We start from the raw sequence: 15246 nt of genomic DNA on the forward strand, positions 1-15246 counted from the left end.
TAAGAATTGTAGTCAAATTTGTTTTGCGATCGCCTCCGGCGGGCGGATACGCCATCGCATACCCATCCAATCTCCTGCTGGGGTTTGTCCTAAGTCATTGGTCATTAGTACCAATGACTAATGACCAATGACTAATGACTAACGAATGCTATTCAACTTTTTCATACCAGATACCTACTTTCTCAAAAGCACCATAAGCAAGCTTGAGAAAATTCACTACTCTCTGTTTTCCAATTACTCCAAATTCTTTATACTCTCTAGCCTCTGCAAAAGTCAGGCGATTTTGGTCAATTATGTTTCTTTCTCTGTATGCTAACTTGGGAAAATCTATAACTTTTATCTGATATTTATTTACTGTGTTCTGAAAGTTGGAGTCTAACTCTAGATGCTCCCAATCATCACACAGCCCCAAATTCCTCACCAGAATATGAGGGATTTTTTCGCCGTAAGTATTCACTGACTGAGTAAACAGGTTGATGCTGTCGTATCCTCCTGTCGATACAAACCATTTACAAAACATCACTCCCTGCGAACTTCCTAGTTCAAGTAATTGATTAGATTCAATCCACCCCTGCACTGCTCTATGCGATTGTGCGGCTAAATTCACAATTACTGGCCTCTCTATGGCCCATTCAAATATTCTATCTGCCTTATTTGCCTGTCGTTCGTTCTCACTAAACACGGCATACTTACATATTTCCTTATATACTCCTGCCACATCTGGATTCGATCTATCTGTCTCCACTGGTACAAATGGGATTCTCTTATCCAGACAATACTGAATCATTGTCCTGGCAAAGAGAGATTTTCCTACCCCGCCTTTTTCACCATCTACAAAATGAATCGTCGGCATTACAGCCACCTCTAATAACTTATTAAAGCCTGATACATCTTTCCCAAAATAAGAACTTTTTGGCCGTTGCCGCCTAGTTGTTTTGGTGGTTTTATGAGAAAGTATAACCGTGATTTGGATATAGTTTTAATAATGCTTGCAAATCGGATACACTAACCATCTGAAGAGATTGCATTGCTGTAACAATAAAAATAATAGTACATTTTTACTATAAAAGGGATAGTTCAAAACCTTCATAATAGTTTTGACCTATCCCTAATTAAGGATTCCCAATGCAATGGCAAATCCGCGCCTCAATCGATAAATTTTCCTCTCACAAAGCATAGTAGGGTGAGCATCAATACTTTTCGAGTTTTGGGGAAAAGAGGAAAGGGAAAGGGTTTGAATTTCCCTTTTCCCATCGCCCTTTAACCTTTCCCCAGACCAAAAGAGAGATTATTGGGTTTATCCGAAAAGTATTGGGGTGAGCATTGCAATGCCCAACCCACAAGCTAGCTTTTCAGCAAACAGATTTAAGATTAGCCCAAATCGAAAAGCAAGATTTCACCGCCGATGTTGGTGCTAATTTCTAGCTGTTCTTCGCCGTTGATTTGTACACCATCACCGGCTCTGAGTTCTTCGCCATTTAGGTTAACGATGCCTCGCGCTACTTGTAACCATGCATAGCGATCGCTTTTGACTTGATAATTGACAACATCACCTGACTCTAATACAGATGTATATAGCTCAACATCTTGGTGAATTGTCACAGCACCATCGCGCCCATCTTTAGAGGCAATTAAGCGGAGTTTACCGCGCTTTTCTTCGAGAGGAAAAGCTTTTTGTTCATATCTTGGCGTTATTCCTTCTCGATCGGGAAGAATCCAGATTTGCAGTAAGTGTAGTGGTTCAGTTGGTGAAGGATTAAATTCGCTGTGGCTGATTCCAGTTCCAGCGCTCATAATTTGGGCATCACCGGGGCGAATTACCGAACCAGTACCCAAGCTGTCTTTATGCTCTACAGCACCTTCTAAGACATAAGTGAGGATTTCCATGTCACGATGACTGTGGGTAGGGAATCCAGCACCGGGGGCGATGCGATCGTCGTTAATTACGCGCAGAGAGCGAAATCCCATACGGTTGGGATCGTAAAAACTACCGAAAGAAAATGTGTGATAGCTATCGAGCCAGCCCATTTTCGCGTGACCACGGGCATTGCGATCGTGAATTAAGTGGGTAATTGTATTTTGAGACATAAATTTACCTCTTTGTTAATGAGTATTTAGTTAGGAACGACTCAATTTTGGATTTTAGATTTTAGACTTTCATGCGGAACGCTACGCGTTAGCGAAGCTTTCGCTTTAGCGATACGCTCAGTTAACAATTTTAGATTGCAGGAAAAATCTAAAGTTGGCATTTAAAATCAAAACGGAATTAGCATACTTTTTCACTCACCTAATAACTTCTTCAAGTTTAAGTATTAATTTTGATGGATCGCTTGTTGAAGATATTGGTGAACTTTTTGACTTCGTTTTGAACTATTTCAATAGTAAGGTATATACATATAAATGAAAAGTACGCACTTAAAAGTGACGTACTTACCAAAAAGATACTATTAGATTTAAGAAAGACTACTTTTCTCAGAAGTGCTTATTTTACAGCAGCAGGAATCTTTTGAGTTTTAGTAGTACCAGCGTTACCATTCTCTTCTTTGATTTCTGCTATTTGTAGATGAGCTTCTAAGAACCAGAGTCGTTTGTCAATGGTACGAGAAATTTCGGTGTAAAGATCGGCGGTATCGAGGTCGTTTAATTCATCAGTCTTTGCGATCGCTTCTCTAATATGTTTCGCGTAGAGTGCAAAGCGATCTGCTAAGGCTGTCACATGATCTTTACCATCCAAAATATCTAAGGGATATTCTGGCAAAATTGAATTACTAGCTGCGGCGCGGGCTGTTCCGAAAGCGTATCCGCCTAAAGCTGTGACGCGTTCAGCTACTAAATCGATGTATCCTTCCAATTCCCCAGCAAGTTCATCAAATAATAGATGTAGCTGATAGAAGTCAGTTCCTTTAACATTCCAATGCGCTTGCTTTGCTTGGGTTTTTAAATCTGAAGTAGCTGCTAAGGTTTGGTTGAGAAGTACCACGATTTGAACTCTCGCTTTGGCGGGAATGTCAATGCGGGTAGGGTACAGACGTGATGTAATACTGTTGTCGCTCATGGGTCTACGTTGTTAATGCCTTTTAAATCTAACTTTACAGATATTGGCTGGTTGTGCGAAACTCTCTGACGATGGATTGTATTAATGCCTGAATGTGTTACTGTTTAAGGCTTTATACCATTTGAAATTTTAGATTAGTCAAGTTAAAAATTGCATTTAGATGCGATGGTTTTCTATGGTATTAAATGTACCACCGAAAAGCCGATCGCGAATTACATCATTCTGCAAAAAGTCATGGGGAAAACCCAGTTCAATTTTGCTAACTTCATCTAAGCGTTGCAGATGTTCTGGCGAAAGGCTGACATCTAAAGAAGCTAAGTTATCTTGAAACTGCGTTAATTTACGTGCCCCAATTATGGGAATAATCACACCACTTTGAGCTAGTAACCAAGCTAATGCTACCTGTGAGGGTGTGTGTCCAATTTCTGCTGCAACTTCACTAACAACTTGAGCGATCGCTAAATTCCGTTCTGAAATACTTCCTAACGCTGCATTTGTTAATCGTCCTTGTTCATCGCCTGCTTGAGGAGGCTGATTATACTTACCTGTTAGCACACCGCCACCCAAGGGCGACCAAGGTGTTACCGCCAAATCAAAAGCTTTCGCCATCGGTAGCAAATCACGCTCTGGTGTTCGCTGAATTAAACTATACTCAATTTGCAGCGCGACAAACTGCGTCCATCCTTGGAACTGGGCAATGGTATTTGCTTGAGAAACGATCCAAGCGGGTGCGTCAGAAATGCCAATGTAAAGTACTTTACCTTGACGAACTACATCATCAAGCGATCGCAAGACTTCTTCAATAGGTGTTGTAAAATCCCAAGCGTGCAACCAAAATAAATCAATGTAATCAGTGTTCAGCCGTTTCAGGCTACCTTCCAAAGACTGAATTAAATTCTTGCGATGGTTTCCACTGGCGTTAGGGTCGCCTTTTTTGTCATTCATCCGCAAGGGAAAGGAATATTTTGTCGCAACTACAAAGCGTTCTCGTTCTTTTGCGATCAACTCACCGACAATTTTTTCACTGCTACCATCGGTATAACCGTTGGCGGTGTCAATGAAATTTCCCCCTGCTTCTGTATATGTATCAAAGATTTTACGACTTTCGTCAACAGATGCACCCCAACCCCAATCTTCACCAAAGGTCATGGTTCCCAAGGAGAGTTCAGAGACTCTTAATCCGCTTTTGCCTAAGAGTTTGTATCTCATGAATATTTTCTCTTTAACGAAAAAACAATGCGAATACCATTCCAAAAGCATGATAACTGGAAACTGATGGCGATGCTTGAGGACAAGCTTTTTTAGTATTTGTATTGTTGCGCTATCTAAATGCGATCGCTTGCATTATGAATGCGCTAGCCTGCTTTGTGAGTGCGATCGCTTGCATTATGAATGCACTAGTCTGCCTTGTAAATGCGATCGCTATAGTTTTCTACGCTAAAATAATTATTTTTATGAACTACTATGTAATCTACGACGGAAATTGTAATCTCTGCGTTACTTTAGTGCAATTTCTAGAAACCTTAGACAAGGGAAAGTTATTTCGCTACGCTCCCATGCAAGATGAGCAGACACTTTTACAGTGGGGAATTACAGCCCAAGATTGTGAACAGGGGATGATTTTAATTGATGGCAATAAACCTCAGAGACGTTGGCAAGGTAGTAACGCAGCTGAAGAAATTGGGCGATTATTGCCAGTAGGAAGTGTATTTGTAGACGCTTATCGAGCCTTACCGGGGATGAAATGGGTAGGCGATCGCTTTTACGAACAAATCCGCGATAATCGCTACACCATATTTGGTAAGCGTTCTAATACTTATGAATCGTCTTACTGTGTAGATGGTAGCTGTAAACCAATTTAAACCTTGGCAAGCAGAAGACGCGATTAATCGCCGTCTCTACAAAAGGCTGATTATTGTAGAGACGGCGATTCATCGCGTCTTTGTGATGATTCATCTCGGTTTTGTGATAATTCATCGCGGTTTTGCCATCTAAAATTTTCATCAAAAAACCTTAACTGAACCGTAATTGCGCTGCCTCCTTCGCAACTAAATTTGTCATTAGACAGAATTTATTCTGTAAAAAATCCGCCTCCAGGTGCTAGCAAAAAGTCTGGTAGACGAACCATTATGCTATCTGGCGTGTTTGTAAACATTGTGCAATCAATGTTGCGATCGCCTCCGGTGGGCGGGTACGCCATCGCACGACAATTCGGCACAACATACTGACGGGAGGGATACTGCGTGAGAATTGGTGCTAACTACTTGGGTAATGGAGAATGTGAATTTACAGTTTGGTCGCCGCTACAAGATAGCGTCACTGTAAAAACTTTGACACCACAGGAGCAGGTTATTCCCCTCAAGCCTCAGTCTGAGGGATATTGGCACGCGAAAGTAAATGATGTGTATCCAGGCACGCTTTATCGGTATGTTTTGAATGGCCAAGACGCTTTTGCCGATCCCGCGTCGCAGTATCAACCTGAAGGAGTGCATGGCCCGTCTCAAATTGTCGATCATCAGTTTGAGTGGACTGATGAAGGGTGGACTGGTATCCCTGTGGAGTCGATGATTTTCTACGAACTCCATGTCGGTACTTTCACACCTGAAGGAACTTTCACCGCTATTATTTCTCGTCTACCGGAACTTAGGGAACTGGGAATTAATGCGATTGAAATCATGCCTATCTCTCAGTTTCCGGGAGACACCCATATTGAAGCTTCTTTGACATACCGTAACTGGGGCTATGATGGCGTTTACCCTTTTGCAGTTCAAAATTCTTATGGTAGCCCAGCCGAACTGAAGCAACTGGTAAATGCTTGCCACCAACACAATATCGCTGTGGTGTTGGATGTGGTATATAACCACTTTGGGCCAGAAGGCAACTATATGAGTCAGTTCGCGCCCTACTTTACTAAAACCTATAAAACGCCTTGGGGCGAAGCGCTGAATTTCGATGATGCCCATAGTCAGGGTGTGCGAAATTATTTTATTGAAAATGCGCTTTACTGGTTGCGCGAGTTCCACATTGATGCATTGCGGCTTGATGCCATTCAAGCAATTTATGACTTGGGGGCGAAGCATTTTCTTTGGGAACTGGCGGAAGCAGTTCATCATTTTTCACAACAAGGGCAAAAGTGGAAACGCCATTTAATTGCCGAAAGTGACTTGAATAATCCGCAAATCATTCGTCCAGCAGAACTGGGTGGATATGGTCTTGATGCCCAATGGAGTGATGATTTTCACCATTCACTGCACGCACTCTTGACAGGCGATCGCCAAGGATATTATCAAGATTTTGGGCAAACTGCTCAGTTGGCAAAAGCTTATGAAGATACTTTTGTCTACGATTGGAAGTACGCACCACACCGCAAGCGATTTCATGGTATATCTTGCCGCGATCGCAATTTATCACAATTTTCTGTTTGCATCCAGAACCACGATCAAATCGGCAATCAAATGAAAGGAGAACGCCTCAGCCAGAGGATCTCTTTTGAAGGATTGAAGTTAGCTGCTGGCGCTGTGCTGCTTTCACCTTACTTACCCCTGTTATTTATGGGTGAGGAATATGGAGAAACTGCACCCTTCATTTATTTTGTCAGTCACTCCGATCCCGATTTAATTCAAGCAGTTCGAGCCGGACGCAAACAAGAATTTGAAGCATTTCACTATGCAGACGATCCCCCAGATCCCGAATCGGCAGAAACTTTCCTAAAGTCTAAACTCAATTGGCAATTACGTCATGAAGGTAAGCACAAAGTTCTGTGGGATTGGTATCGTCAGTTAATTAATTTACGCAAGACGCATCCAGCACTTTTAAATCAAGACCGCAATTCCATCGAAGCAACTAGCGATGAAGACAAGCAGTTGGTAATCGTGCGTCGTTGGTGCGAATCAAGTGAACTAATATTTGTGATGAATTTCAATTCGTCTCCAGTCACAGCGACTCTACCAATTCAGCATAATGCTAATAAATTGTTAGACTCTGCTGATACCTCATGGTCTGGGCCTGGTTCTGAAGCAGATGAACATCTGTCTGCGGGAAAAGAAGTGAAATTGCAACCTACTAGTTTAGTACTGTATGAAAAAGGATGAAAGGGAGAGTTAGAACTTCAAGTTTCAGCCTTATAACCTCAAGTTTCTAGCAAAAAGGTTCAACGTTCGAGTAAAAAGGTTCAACGTTCGAGTAAAAAGGCTCAACGTTCGAGTAAAAAGGCTCAACGTTCGAGTAAAAAGGTTCAACGTTCAAGTAAAAAGGCTCAACGTCCGAGTAAAAAGGTTCAATGTCCGAGTAAAAAGGTTCAACGTCCGAGCTAAAAGGTTCAACGTCCGAGTAAAAAGGCTCAACGTTCAAGTAAAAAGGTTCAACGTTCAAGTAAAAAGGCTCAACGTTCAAGCAAAAAGGTTCAAATTCCCCCACCTGTCAATAGGTTTCAGATAAGATCCCCCCGCCTGCGGCGACCCCCTTAAAAAAGGGGGTAAAGATTAGAAAAAGCCCCCCTTTTTAAGGGGGGTTGGGGGGATCTCCCAGAAACAAACACCTTAACCGAGCCATATCCCCCCATTTCTTATCACAACAAACTCATGCGAATTCCTACCGCAACTTATCGAATTCAGTTTACACCCCAGTTTGGCTTTGACAACGCTAAAGCGATCGCAGCTTATCTAGCAGATTTGGGTATTTCTGATTTATATGCCTCCCCCATTTTCAAGGCACGATCTGGGAGTACCCACGGTTACGATATAGTCGATGCCACTCAACTTAACCCAGAACTGGGAACTAATGAATCTTTTGATGAATTAGTTAGCGAAGTCCAATCCCTTGGTATGGGCTGGTTACAGGATATTGTGCCCAACCACATGGCCTATAGCAGCGAAAACGATTACTTGATGGACGTATTGGAACACGGCCCAGATTCTAGCTATACCGACTACTTCGACCTTTCTTGGAATGCTCCCTTTGGCGATCGCCAAGAGCGAATTCTTGCTCCTTTGCTGGGAGATTTCTATGGTGCATCCCTAGAAAACGGACACATTCAACTACAATATGAACAAAACGGTTTAACTGTAAACTATTACAGCTTAAAACTGCCGTTACGATTAGAGTCTTACACAAAATTTATTACCCATAATCTGGGCAAACTCACACGCACACTCGGACGCAATCACCCTGATTTTATTAAACTATTAGGTATTTTGTATATTCTCAAAAGTGTGCCTTCAGAAGTTGCGGGAAAACAGCGACAAGACCAAATTGCATTTATTAAAGGATTAGTTTGGGAACTTTACACCACAAATGATGCCATCCGCGAGTTCATTGACGAAAATATCCAAACCTTCAACGGAGAACCAGGTAATTCTGAAAGCTTTAACTTGCTAGATGAATTACTCAACGATCAATTTTACCGTCTCGCTTTCTGGAAAGTTGGGGCGGAAGAAATGAACTACCGCCGCTTCTTTACTGTTAATGAACTTATTTCTGTTAAAGTTGAAGAAGTGCGGGTTTTTAATAATACCCATAGCCTTATTCAAAAGCTGGTTGAGGAGGGCAAATTTACAGGCTTACGCATCGATCATATTGATGGACTGTATAACCCAATCCAGTATCTACAAAGGCTGCGAGAAAAGACGGGAGATGTTTATATTACGGTCGAGAAGATTTTAGAAATCACTGAAGACCTGCCGGAAAACTGGGAAATTGAAGGTACATCGGGATATGACTTTCTTAACTATGTAAATGGTGTATTTTGTCAAACTGAAAATGAATCATCCTTCGATAAAATTTATCAAAACTTTATTGGTTCCAGAGTAGATTATTCATCGGTAGTGAAGGATAAAAAGCACCTGATACTAGAAAAGAATTTAGCGGGGGATATTGACAATTTGGCTCTTTTGTTAAAGAACATTTCCAGCAAATACCGCTATGGCAATGACTTTACACTGAATGGCTTGAAAAGAGCGATCGCCGAAGTTTTAACCCTGTTCCCGATTTACCGTACATATATTACACCAGATGGGATTGGGGATAGCGATCGCGCTACTATTCAAGAAGTAATTCGCCAAGCCAAAGAACAAACGCCCTTGTTGCAGCATGAACTGACCTTTCTTGAAAAGTTAATGGTGCTAGATTTTGATAATTCTCTGACTCAAACAGAACGCGAACAGTGGATATATTTTGTCTTGCGGATGCAGCAATATAGTGGCCCACTAATGGCTAAAGGTGTAGAAGACACCACATTATATGTTTACAATCGCTTGCTGTCGCTGAATGAAGTCGGGGGAAATCCCGGTCATTTTGGGATCGATTTAGCCAAATTTCATGCCTTTAATAAACAGCACCAAGTAACCTGGCCTCACACAATGAACACCACAGCTACCCACGACACCAAACGCGGCGAAGATGTGCGGGCTAGATTGAATGTATTGTCAGAAATCCCTGATGAATGGGATCAGCAGGTAAATACCTGGAGTGCGATTAATCGAGGAAGTCGCAGTCATCGCCACGGGTTTGCTATGCCCGATCGCAACGATGAGTATTTTCTCTATCAAACCCTTGTCGGGGCGTTTCCCTTTGCGGAACAGGAACACGCATCCTTCGTGGAACGGGTGAAAGATTATATAATTAAGGCAATTCGAGAAGCGAAAGTGCATACAGCATGGCTGCGACCTGATAGCGAGTATGAAGAAGCCTGTACTTCCTTCATTGAAAAGGTACTAGATTCTTCCATCTCCAAAGAATTTCTAGAAGCCTTTCGTCCTTTTCAGCAGCGAATTGCAGAATATGGTATCTTCAATTCCCTTTCCCAAACTCTGCTGAAGATTACCGCACCCGGCGTACCCGATTTATACCAGGGAACAGAACTTTGGGAACTCAGCCTAGTTGATCCAGACAACCGCCGTCCTGTAGATTTTGAACAGCGCCGTACTTACTTAAACGACATCCGCGAACAAGCCAAAACAGATATTCTTGGACTAATTCAGGAGTTGCTAAACGATAAAACGGACGGCAGAATCAAACTGTTTTTAACGGCTCAATTACTCAAAGCCAGAACAAACTATGTTTCATTATTCCAGGATGGCGACTATCTGCCGTTGGAAGTTCAGGGAACCTACGCCAATCACATTATCGCCTTTGCCCGACGAGAAGGAAATCAAACAGCGATCGCGATCGCGCCTCGCTTTTTAACCAGCCTCATCCAGCCTGGAGACAACCCCCTGGGTGAGTCAGTTTGGCAAGATACTCACCTACAATTACCCTCTGGAACTTCCCCCACCTGGACAAACGTTTTAACTGAACAACCTTTACAGGCTACAGAAACCCTATCTATCGGATCTGCCCTTGCCCATTTTCCAGTTGCTCTGTTAGTTAGTAGTGCAGAATGAATCTGTTTTACGTCTGACAATTCAGCAGTCCACGAAAAACCTAACCCCCAACTCGTCGCGGGAAGGGGGAAAATTTAAAGTCTTTCTCCTTCTAGGCTACGGTGTACATACAAGTCCTATTACCCCCCTCAATCCCCCCTTATAAAGGGGGGAAGCCGGAAATCTAGTTAAAGGCTACGGTTGTACACACAAGTCCTATTACCCCCCTCAATCCCCCCTTATAAAGGGGGGAAGCCGGAAATCTAGTTCCCTCCCCTTTATAAGGGGAGGGTTAGGGTGGGGTAAAACCTTGGTTAATCAGCTATTTCAGGCTTGTGTGTACACGGTAGCCTTCTAGGAGAGACGTTTTCCAGATACCGTAAAAACTCCGCGTCCCTCTGCGTTAAAAAAATTCCTCCAAAACTCCTCAACACCCCGCCAAATTAAATTATGACCACTCCCCCACAACTTAGTACCACGCAGATAAACAAAGTGCGCTTCCATATCAAAAAAACGTGGAAAACCTTAACGCGATCGCACGAACACCTATTACAATCTGCCAAAGATACCAAACTAGACCACAAAACCGACACTCCCTGGATTGTCTACATTTCCCCCTTAGAAGATTATCCCAACATTCAGCGTGTGTTAGAGCGATCGCTATATCCCAAAGATATGCAACAGCTACAAATTCGCACTTTGCCGTCAGAAGTGGAAGCGATTAAAGAGCATGGCTTACTATACCTACCAGGCCCTTATGTCGTACCAGGTGGTCGATTTAACGAAATGTATGGCTGGGACAGCTACTTTATATTACTGGGACTTTTGCACGATGAAGAATGGGATCTAGCGCAAAGCCAGGTAGACCAATTATTGTACCAGGTAAAGCATTACGGTACTATCCTCAATGCTAACCGGACTTATATGCTGTCGCGATCGCAACCTCCAGTCCTCAGCATGATGGTTTTAGCACTATTTCAGCACACCCAGGATGAAGAGTGGTTGAGGACAACCGTACCACTGCTAGAACAATTTTACTATTACTGGGTAGTACCGCCCCATTTGAATCCCGGAACCGGCTTATCCAGATTTTATGCCTTTGGCGAAGGCCCCGCGCCAGAAGTAGTGTTCTCTGAGCGAGATGAGGAGGGAAAAAGCCACTACGATCGCGTCAAGGAATATTACCAAACCTTTGAAGTTGAAGATTACGACGTTAATCTTTACTACGATCGGGAAAACGACAAACTGACCCACCTATTTTACAAGGGCGATCGCACCATGCGCGAGTCCGGTTTTGATATCACCAACCGATTTGGCCCCTTCAGTGCTGATATCCTCCACTACGCTCCTGTGTGCCTCAACAGTTTGCTGTATCAGGTAGAACAAGACTTGGCGCAAATTAACGCTGTTTTGGGGAACGAACAACTAGAAAAACAATGGCGCGATCGTGCAGATATCCGCCGCGATCGGATCGATCAATTTCTCTGGAATGAAGAACGAGGACTCTATTTCGACTATCACTTCCAGAGTGGAAAACGCCGCTGCTACGAATTTGCCACCACATTTTATCCCCTATGGCTGGGAATTTCTTCTCAAGCTCAAGCCCAGCGTGTCGTGGAAAATCTCTCTTTGTTTGAAGCCCCAGGCGGAATTCTTACCAGTACTCATATCACCGGGAACCAGTGGGATGCTCCCTTCGGTTGGGCACCATTGACGTTCATTGCTGTCCAGGGACTTCACCGTTATGGATTTCATACAGAAGGCGATCGCATTGCCAACAACTTTCTAGCGATGGTAATTAAAGAATTCGAGCGTCACAACACCCTAGTTGAGAAATATGATGTTGAACGCTGTTCTGCCAACGTTTCTGACGAAATCTCCTTTGGATATAGTTCTAACGAAGTTGGTTTCGGCTGGACAAATGGGGTGATTCTGGAACTTTTAGCAGCCCGTGGGAAAAAAGTTTAAAGTAAGAATCCAGCACGGGCTAAACCCGTGCTGAATTCTGATCGTGAGGAATAATCACAATGGTTCAATTAGCGCCAAAAGTTCTAACCGTTGATGAATTTATTAGCCACTATGGTGAGTGCGATCGCTATGAACTAATTGATGGTGAATTAATTGAGATGGAACCAACCGGGCCACACGAGCAAGTATCTGCGTTAATTGGGCGAAAACTGAATGTAGAAATTGATCGTCAGGATCTAAGCTACTTTATCCCCCATCGCTGTCTAATCAAACTATTAGGAGCAGAAACAGCTTTTCGCCCCGATTTGATTGTGTTAGACCAAACTCAATTAATTAATGAACCCTTGTGGCAACAAGAACCTGTAATTACATCAGCAAACTCGATTAAACTAATTGCTGAAGTTGTCAGCACAAACTGGCAGAACGACTACGCCCGCAAAGCTGAAGATTATGCCCTGTTAGGAGTTCCTGAATATTGGATTGTTGATTATCTGGGCATTGGTGGCAGAGAATATATTGGGAAACCCAAGCAGCCAACAGTGACAATTTGTACTCTAATAGGGGATGAGTATCAAAAACGGTTGTTTCAAAACAACGATCAACTTATTTCCTCAATCTTTCCCAACTTGCAACTAACGACACAAAAAATCTTTACGGCTGTGCAACCTATTTCCAAGTAGTTTATTTCAATCGCAACGCAAATATAGCAATCTTATTTGATTGGCTCTCCACCAAAAGAATCAGATCCCCGACTTCTTGAAGAAGTCGGGGATCTTTTTGTTCATAAATATTTTTCAAATGCTATATCAGTACCTATGAATTCTCATCTTTACGCTTATCGTAAGGCTCACCTGTAAAAGGTTGTACCCCACTAGCAGGATAAGCATCATCATTAGGGCCAAAGATCCGCATTGCAGCTTCAGAAATATACCGAGTTATATTACCAAGGATTTTGGAAATACCCATAATATTGGACTCCTTATTTTTGAGTCGCTTTAATTGTGCTACCTATACTCTAATACCAATATTCTTCACTGGCTCTACTTCTCAATATATTGAGAATATATGCAATGTTTATTCAGATAACTTCGCAATACTTTAGTTAGTCGAAAAGTTAAACGTTTCTCTCTGATTCTAATTGAAACTTATCTATTTTTCCAAATCCTGTCTAAAAAAGAGGCTGGCAAACAAACTTGCCTTGAGAGGATATTATTTTCTTTCGTTAGCCGATTGTAACATTAACATTATTGCTAGCTTTTACTATTAAAAAATATTAAGTATTTTATAAAGCTAGTATAAATTTACATATAAATCTACTGTTACACAGCAATCTCATGAAATATCCTGAACGGTAGTTGACATTATTTATGGTAAATATTACCATAAATAAAAGAAGCAGCTTGTAAGGAATCTCTTGCATGACAACTTTGCCAGATTTGGACTATGTATATAAACAGCAAAGCCAGCAGAACCAGGAACTAAACCTCTCGGCTGATGACTACAGCTTGCTGACCGATCTTTACCAATTGACGATGGCAGCTTGTTACACAGGCGAAGGTATAGAACAACGACGGGCAAGCTTTGAATTGTCTGTCAGACGATTGCCAGAGGGTTTTGGTTATTTAATTGCAATGGGGCTGACGCAGGCATTGGAATATTTAGCCAAAATCCGCTTTAGTTCCGCGCAAATTGCGGCATTAAAGGCAACGGGAATTTTTGCTCATGCTAGCGATCGCTTTTGGTCACTTTTAGCTGAGGGAAAATTTACTGGTGATGTTTGGGCAGTCCCTGAAGGGACGGTTGTATTTGCCAATCAACCACTGTTGCGGGTGGAAGCACCCCTTTGGCAAGCGCAACTAGTGGAAACTTACCTGCTGAATACGATTAATTACCAGACTTTGATTGCCACAAAAGCAGCACGGTTGCGGGATGTAGCGGGAGAGTCAGCAACACTTTTAGAATTTGGCACAAGACGAGCATTTAGCCCCCAAGGATCTTTGTGGGCGGCGCGGGCGGCTTTAGCGGGTGGGTTAGATTCTACTTCTAATGTGTTAGCAGCGCTACAACTGGGACAACAGCCAAGTGGTACGATGGCGCACGCCCTGGTGATGGCATTGTCAGCAATAGAAGGCACTGAAGAACAAGCTTTTAGTGCATTTCATCGGTATTTTCCGGGTGCGCCATTGCTGATTGATACTTACGATACCGTAGCCGCTGCCCAGCGCTTGTCCGAAAAAGTAAATTCCGGGGAAATGCAATTGACAGGAGTGAGATTAGACTCAGGAGATTTAGTTACCTTATCAAAGCAGGTGCGATCGCTCCTTCCCAATGTGCCAATTTTTGCCAGTGGCGACTTGGATGAGTGGGAAATTGCCAGATTAAAAGCTGCTGGGGCTGAAATTGATGGTTACGGATTGGGAACCAGATTAGTTACAGGTTCGCCTGTAAATGGAGTCTATAAACTTGTAGACATTGATGGTATCCCAGTGATGAAGCAGTCAAGTGGTAAAGTTACTTATCCAGGGCGCAAGCAAATTTTTCGTTCGTTTACGGGAGGTAAGGTAAAAGCAGACAGGTTGGGACTCTTAGGTGAAATTTCTTTGGATGAAGAACCTTTGTTGCAATTGGTAGTGCAGGAAGGTCAACGGGTGCAACCGTTAGAGTCTTTGGCAACAATTCGTCAACGTACCGCAGCCTCAGTTGCCAGTTTGCCACAACAAACACGGCGTTTGGATCATCCTGTGGGTGTAGAAGTGGAGATTTCTGAGGCGTTACGGGTGTTGACTGAAGAGACTAAGAAACGAACCGCAGAGGCACAGAGAACACAGAGGTAAGAAGTACTCTTTCAGTCTGTCTTAATTACGA

General features: G+C 42.8%; 13 protein-coding genes. 8 read left to right on the top strand and 5 right to left on the bottom strand.

The features are described from left to right. Nucleotides 1-148 precede the first annotated feature (148 nt). From ACFFRD_RS13105 to ACFFRD_RS13120, 4 genes are all read right to left on the bottom strand, one after another. Nucleotides 149-853 (bottom strand): mobilization protein, encoded by a 705-nt coding sequence (locus ACFFRD_RS13105; RefSeq protein ID WP_114085397.1) that lies wholly within the window; start codon nt 851-853, stop codon nt 149-151. A gap of 518 nt (nt 854-1371) precedes the next feature. Beyond that, nucleotides 1372-2088, bottom strand: coding sequence for a pirin family protein (locus ACFFRD_RS13110; RefSeq protein WP_335198656.1), 717 nt, complete (start codon nt 2086-2088; stop codon nt 1372-1374). Nucleotides 2089-2482: 394 nt separating this feature from the next. Next, nucleotides 2483-3055 (bottom strand): DNA starvation/stationary phase protection protein Dps, encoded by a 573-nt coding sequence (gene dps, locus ACFFRD_RS13115; RefSeq protein WP_163929281.1) that lies wholly within the window; start codon nt 3053-3055, stop codon nt 2483-2485. Between the two features lie 156 nt (nt 3056-3211). Then, on the bottom strand, nt 3212-4264 hold the full coding sequence (locus tag ACFFRD_RS13120; RefSeq protein ID WP_392481881.1) for an aldo/keto reductase: 1053 nt from the start codon (nt 4262-4264) through the stop codon (nt 3212-3214). A 245-nt stretch (nt 4265-4509) separates the two neighbouring features. On the opposite strand from ACFFRD_RS13120, the gene ACFFRD_RS13125 reads away from it, so the two are divergent. The 7 genes from ACFFRD_RS13125 to ACFFRD_RS13155 all read left to right on the top strand — a co-directional run bounded on the left by ACFFRD_RS13125 (nt 4510) and on the right by ACFFRD_RS13155 (nt 13061). Continuing rightward, nucleotides 4510-4917: a thiol-disulfide oxidoreductase DCC family protein gene (locus ACFFRD_RS13125; RefSeq protein WP_392483063.1), complete on the top strand. Its 408-nt coding sequence runs from the start codon at nt 4510-4512 to the stop codon at nt 4915-4917. Continuing rightward, entirely contained in the window at nt 4895-5050 is a 156-nt protein-coding gene (locus ACFFRD_RS13130) for a hypothetical protein (RefSeq protein WP_159402481.1), read from the top strand. Before ACFFRD_RS13125 ends, ACFFRD_RS13130 begins: the two co-directional genes overlap by 23 nt. A gap of 59 nt (nt 5051-5109) precedes the next feature. Continuing rightward, a complete protein-coding gene (locus tag ACFFRD_RS13135; protein ID WP_392481882.1) occupies nt 5110-5283 on the top strand; it encodes a hypothetical protein in 174 nt (57 codons plus the stop codon). A 15-nt stretch (nt 5284-5298) separates the two neighbouring features. Continuing rightward, the gene (treZ, locus tag ACFFRD_RS13140; protein ID WP_392481883.1) at nt 5299-7146 is read left to right on the top strand and encodes a malto-oligosyltrehalose trehalohydrolase; all 1848 of its coding nucleotides are present in this window, start codon (nt 5299-5301) and stop codon (nt 7144-7146) included. A 489-nt stretch (nt 7147-7635) separates the two neighbouring features. Further along, entirely contained in the window at nt 7636-10434 is a 2799-nt protein-coding gene (gene treY / locus ACFFRD_RS13145; protein ID WP_392481884.1) for a malto-oligosyltrehalose synthase, read from the top strand. A gap of 429 nt (nt 10435-10863) precedes the next feature. Then, nucleotides 10864-12381 (top strand): trehalase family glycosidase, encoded by a 1518-nt coding sequence (locus ACFFRD_RS13150; RefSeq protein ID WP_392481885.1) that lies wholly within the window; start codon nt 10864-10866, stop codon nt 12379-12381. Between the two features lie 59 nt (nt 12382-12440). Continuing rightward, the gene (locus tag ACFFRD_RS13155) at nt 12441-13061 is read left to right on the top strand and encodes a Uma2 family endonuclease (protein ID WP_392481886.1); all 621 of its coding nucleotides are present in this window, start codon (nt 12441-12443) and stop codon (nt 13059-13061) included. A gap of 133 nt (nt 13062-13194) precedes the next feature. On the opposite strand, the gene ACFFRD_RS13160 is transcribed toward ACFFRD_RS13155, so the two are convergent. Then, nucleotides 13195-13347 carry a hypothetical protein gene (locus tag ACFFRD_RS13160; protein ID WP_179072783.1) on the bottom strand — a complete coding sequence of 51 codons (153 nt, stop codon included), beginning with the start codon at nt 13345-13347 and terminating at the stop codon, nt 13195-13197. A 452-nt stretch (nt 13348-13799) separates the two neighbouring features. On the opposite strand from ACFFRD_RS13160, the gene ACFFRD_RS13165 reads away from it, so the two are divergent. Further along, nucleotides 13800-15215: a nicotinate phosphoribosyltransferase gene (locus ACFFRD_RS13165; RefSeq protein WP_392481887.1), complete on the top strand. Its 1416-nt coding sequence runs from the start codon at nt 13800-13802 to the stop codon at nt 15213-15215. The last annotated feature ends 31 nt before the right edge of the window (nt 15216-15246 follow it).

Source organism: Nostoc sp. C110 (assembly GCF_043099725.1).
Taxonomy (GTDB): Bacteria; Cyanobacteriota; Cyanobacteriia; order Cyanobacteriales; family Nostocaceae; genus Nostoc; species Nostoc muscorum_A.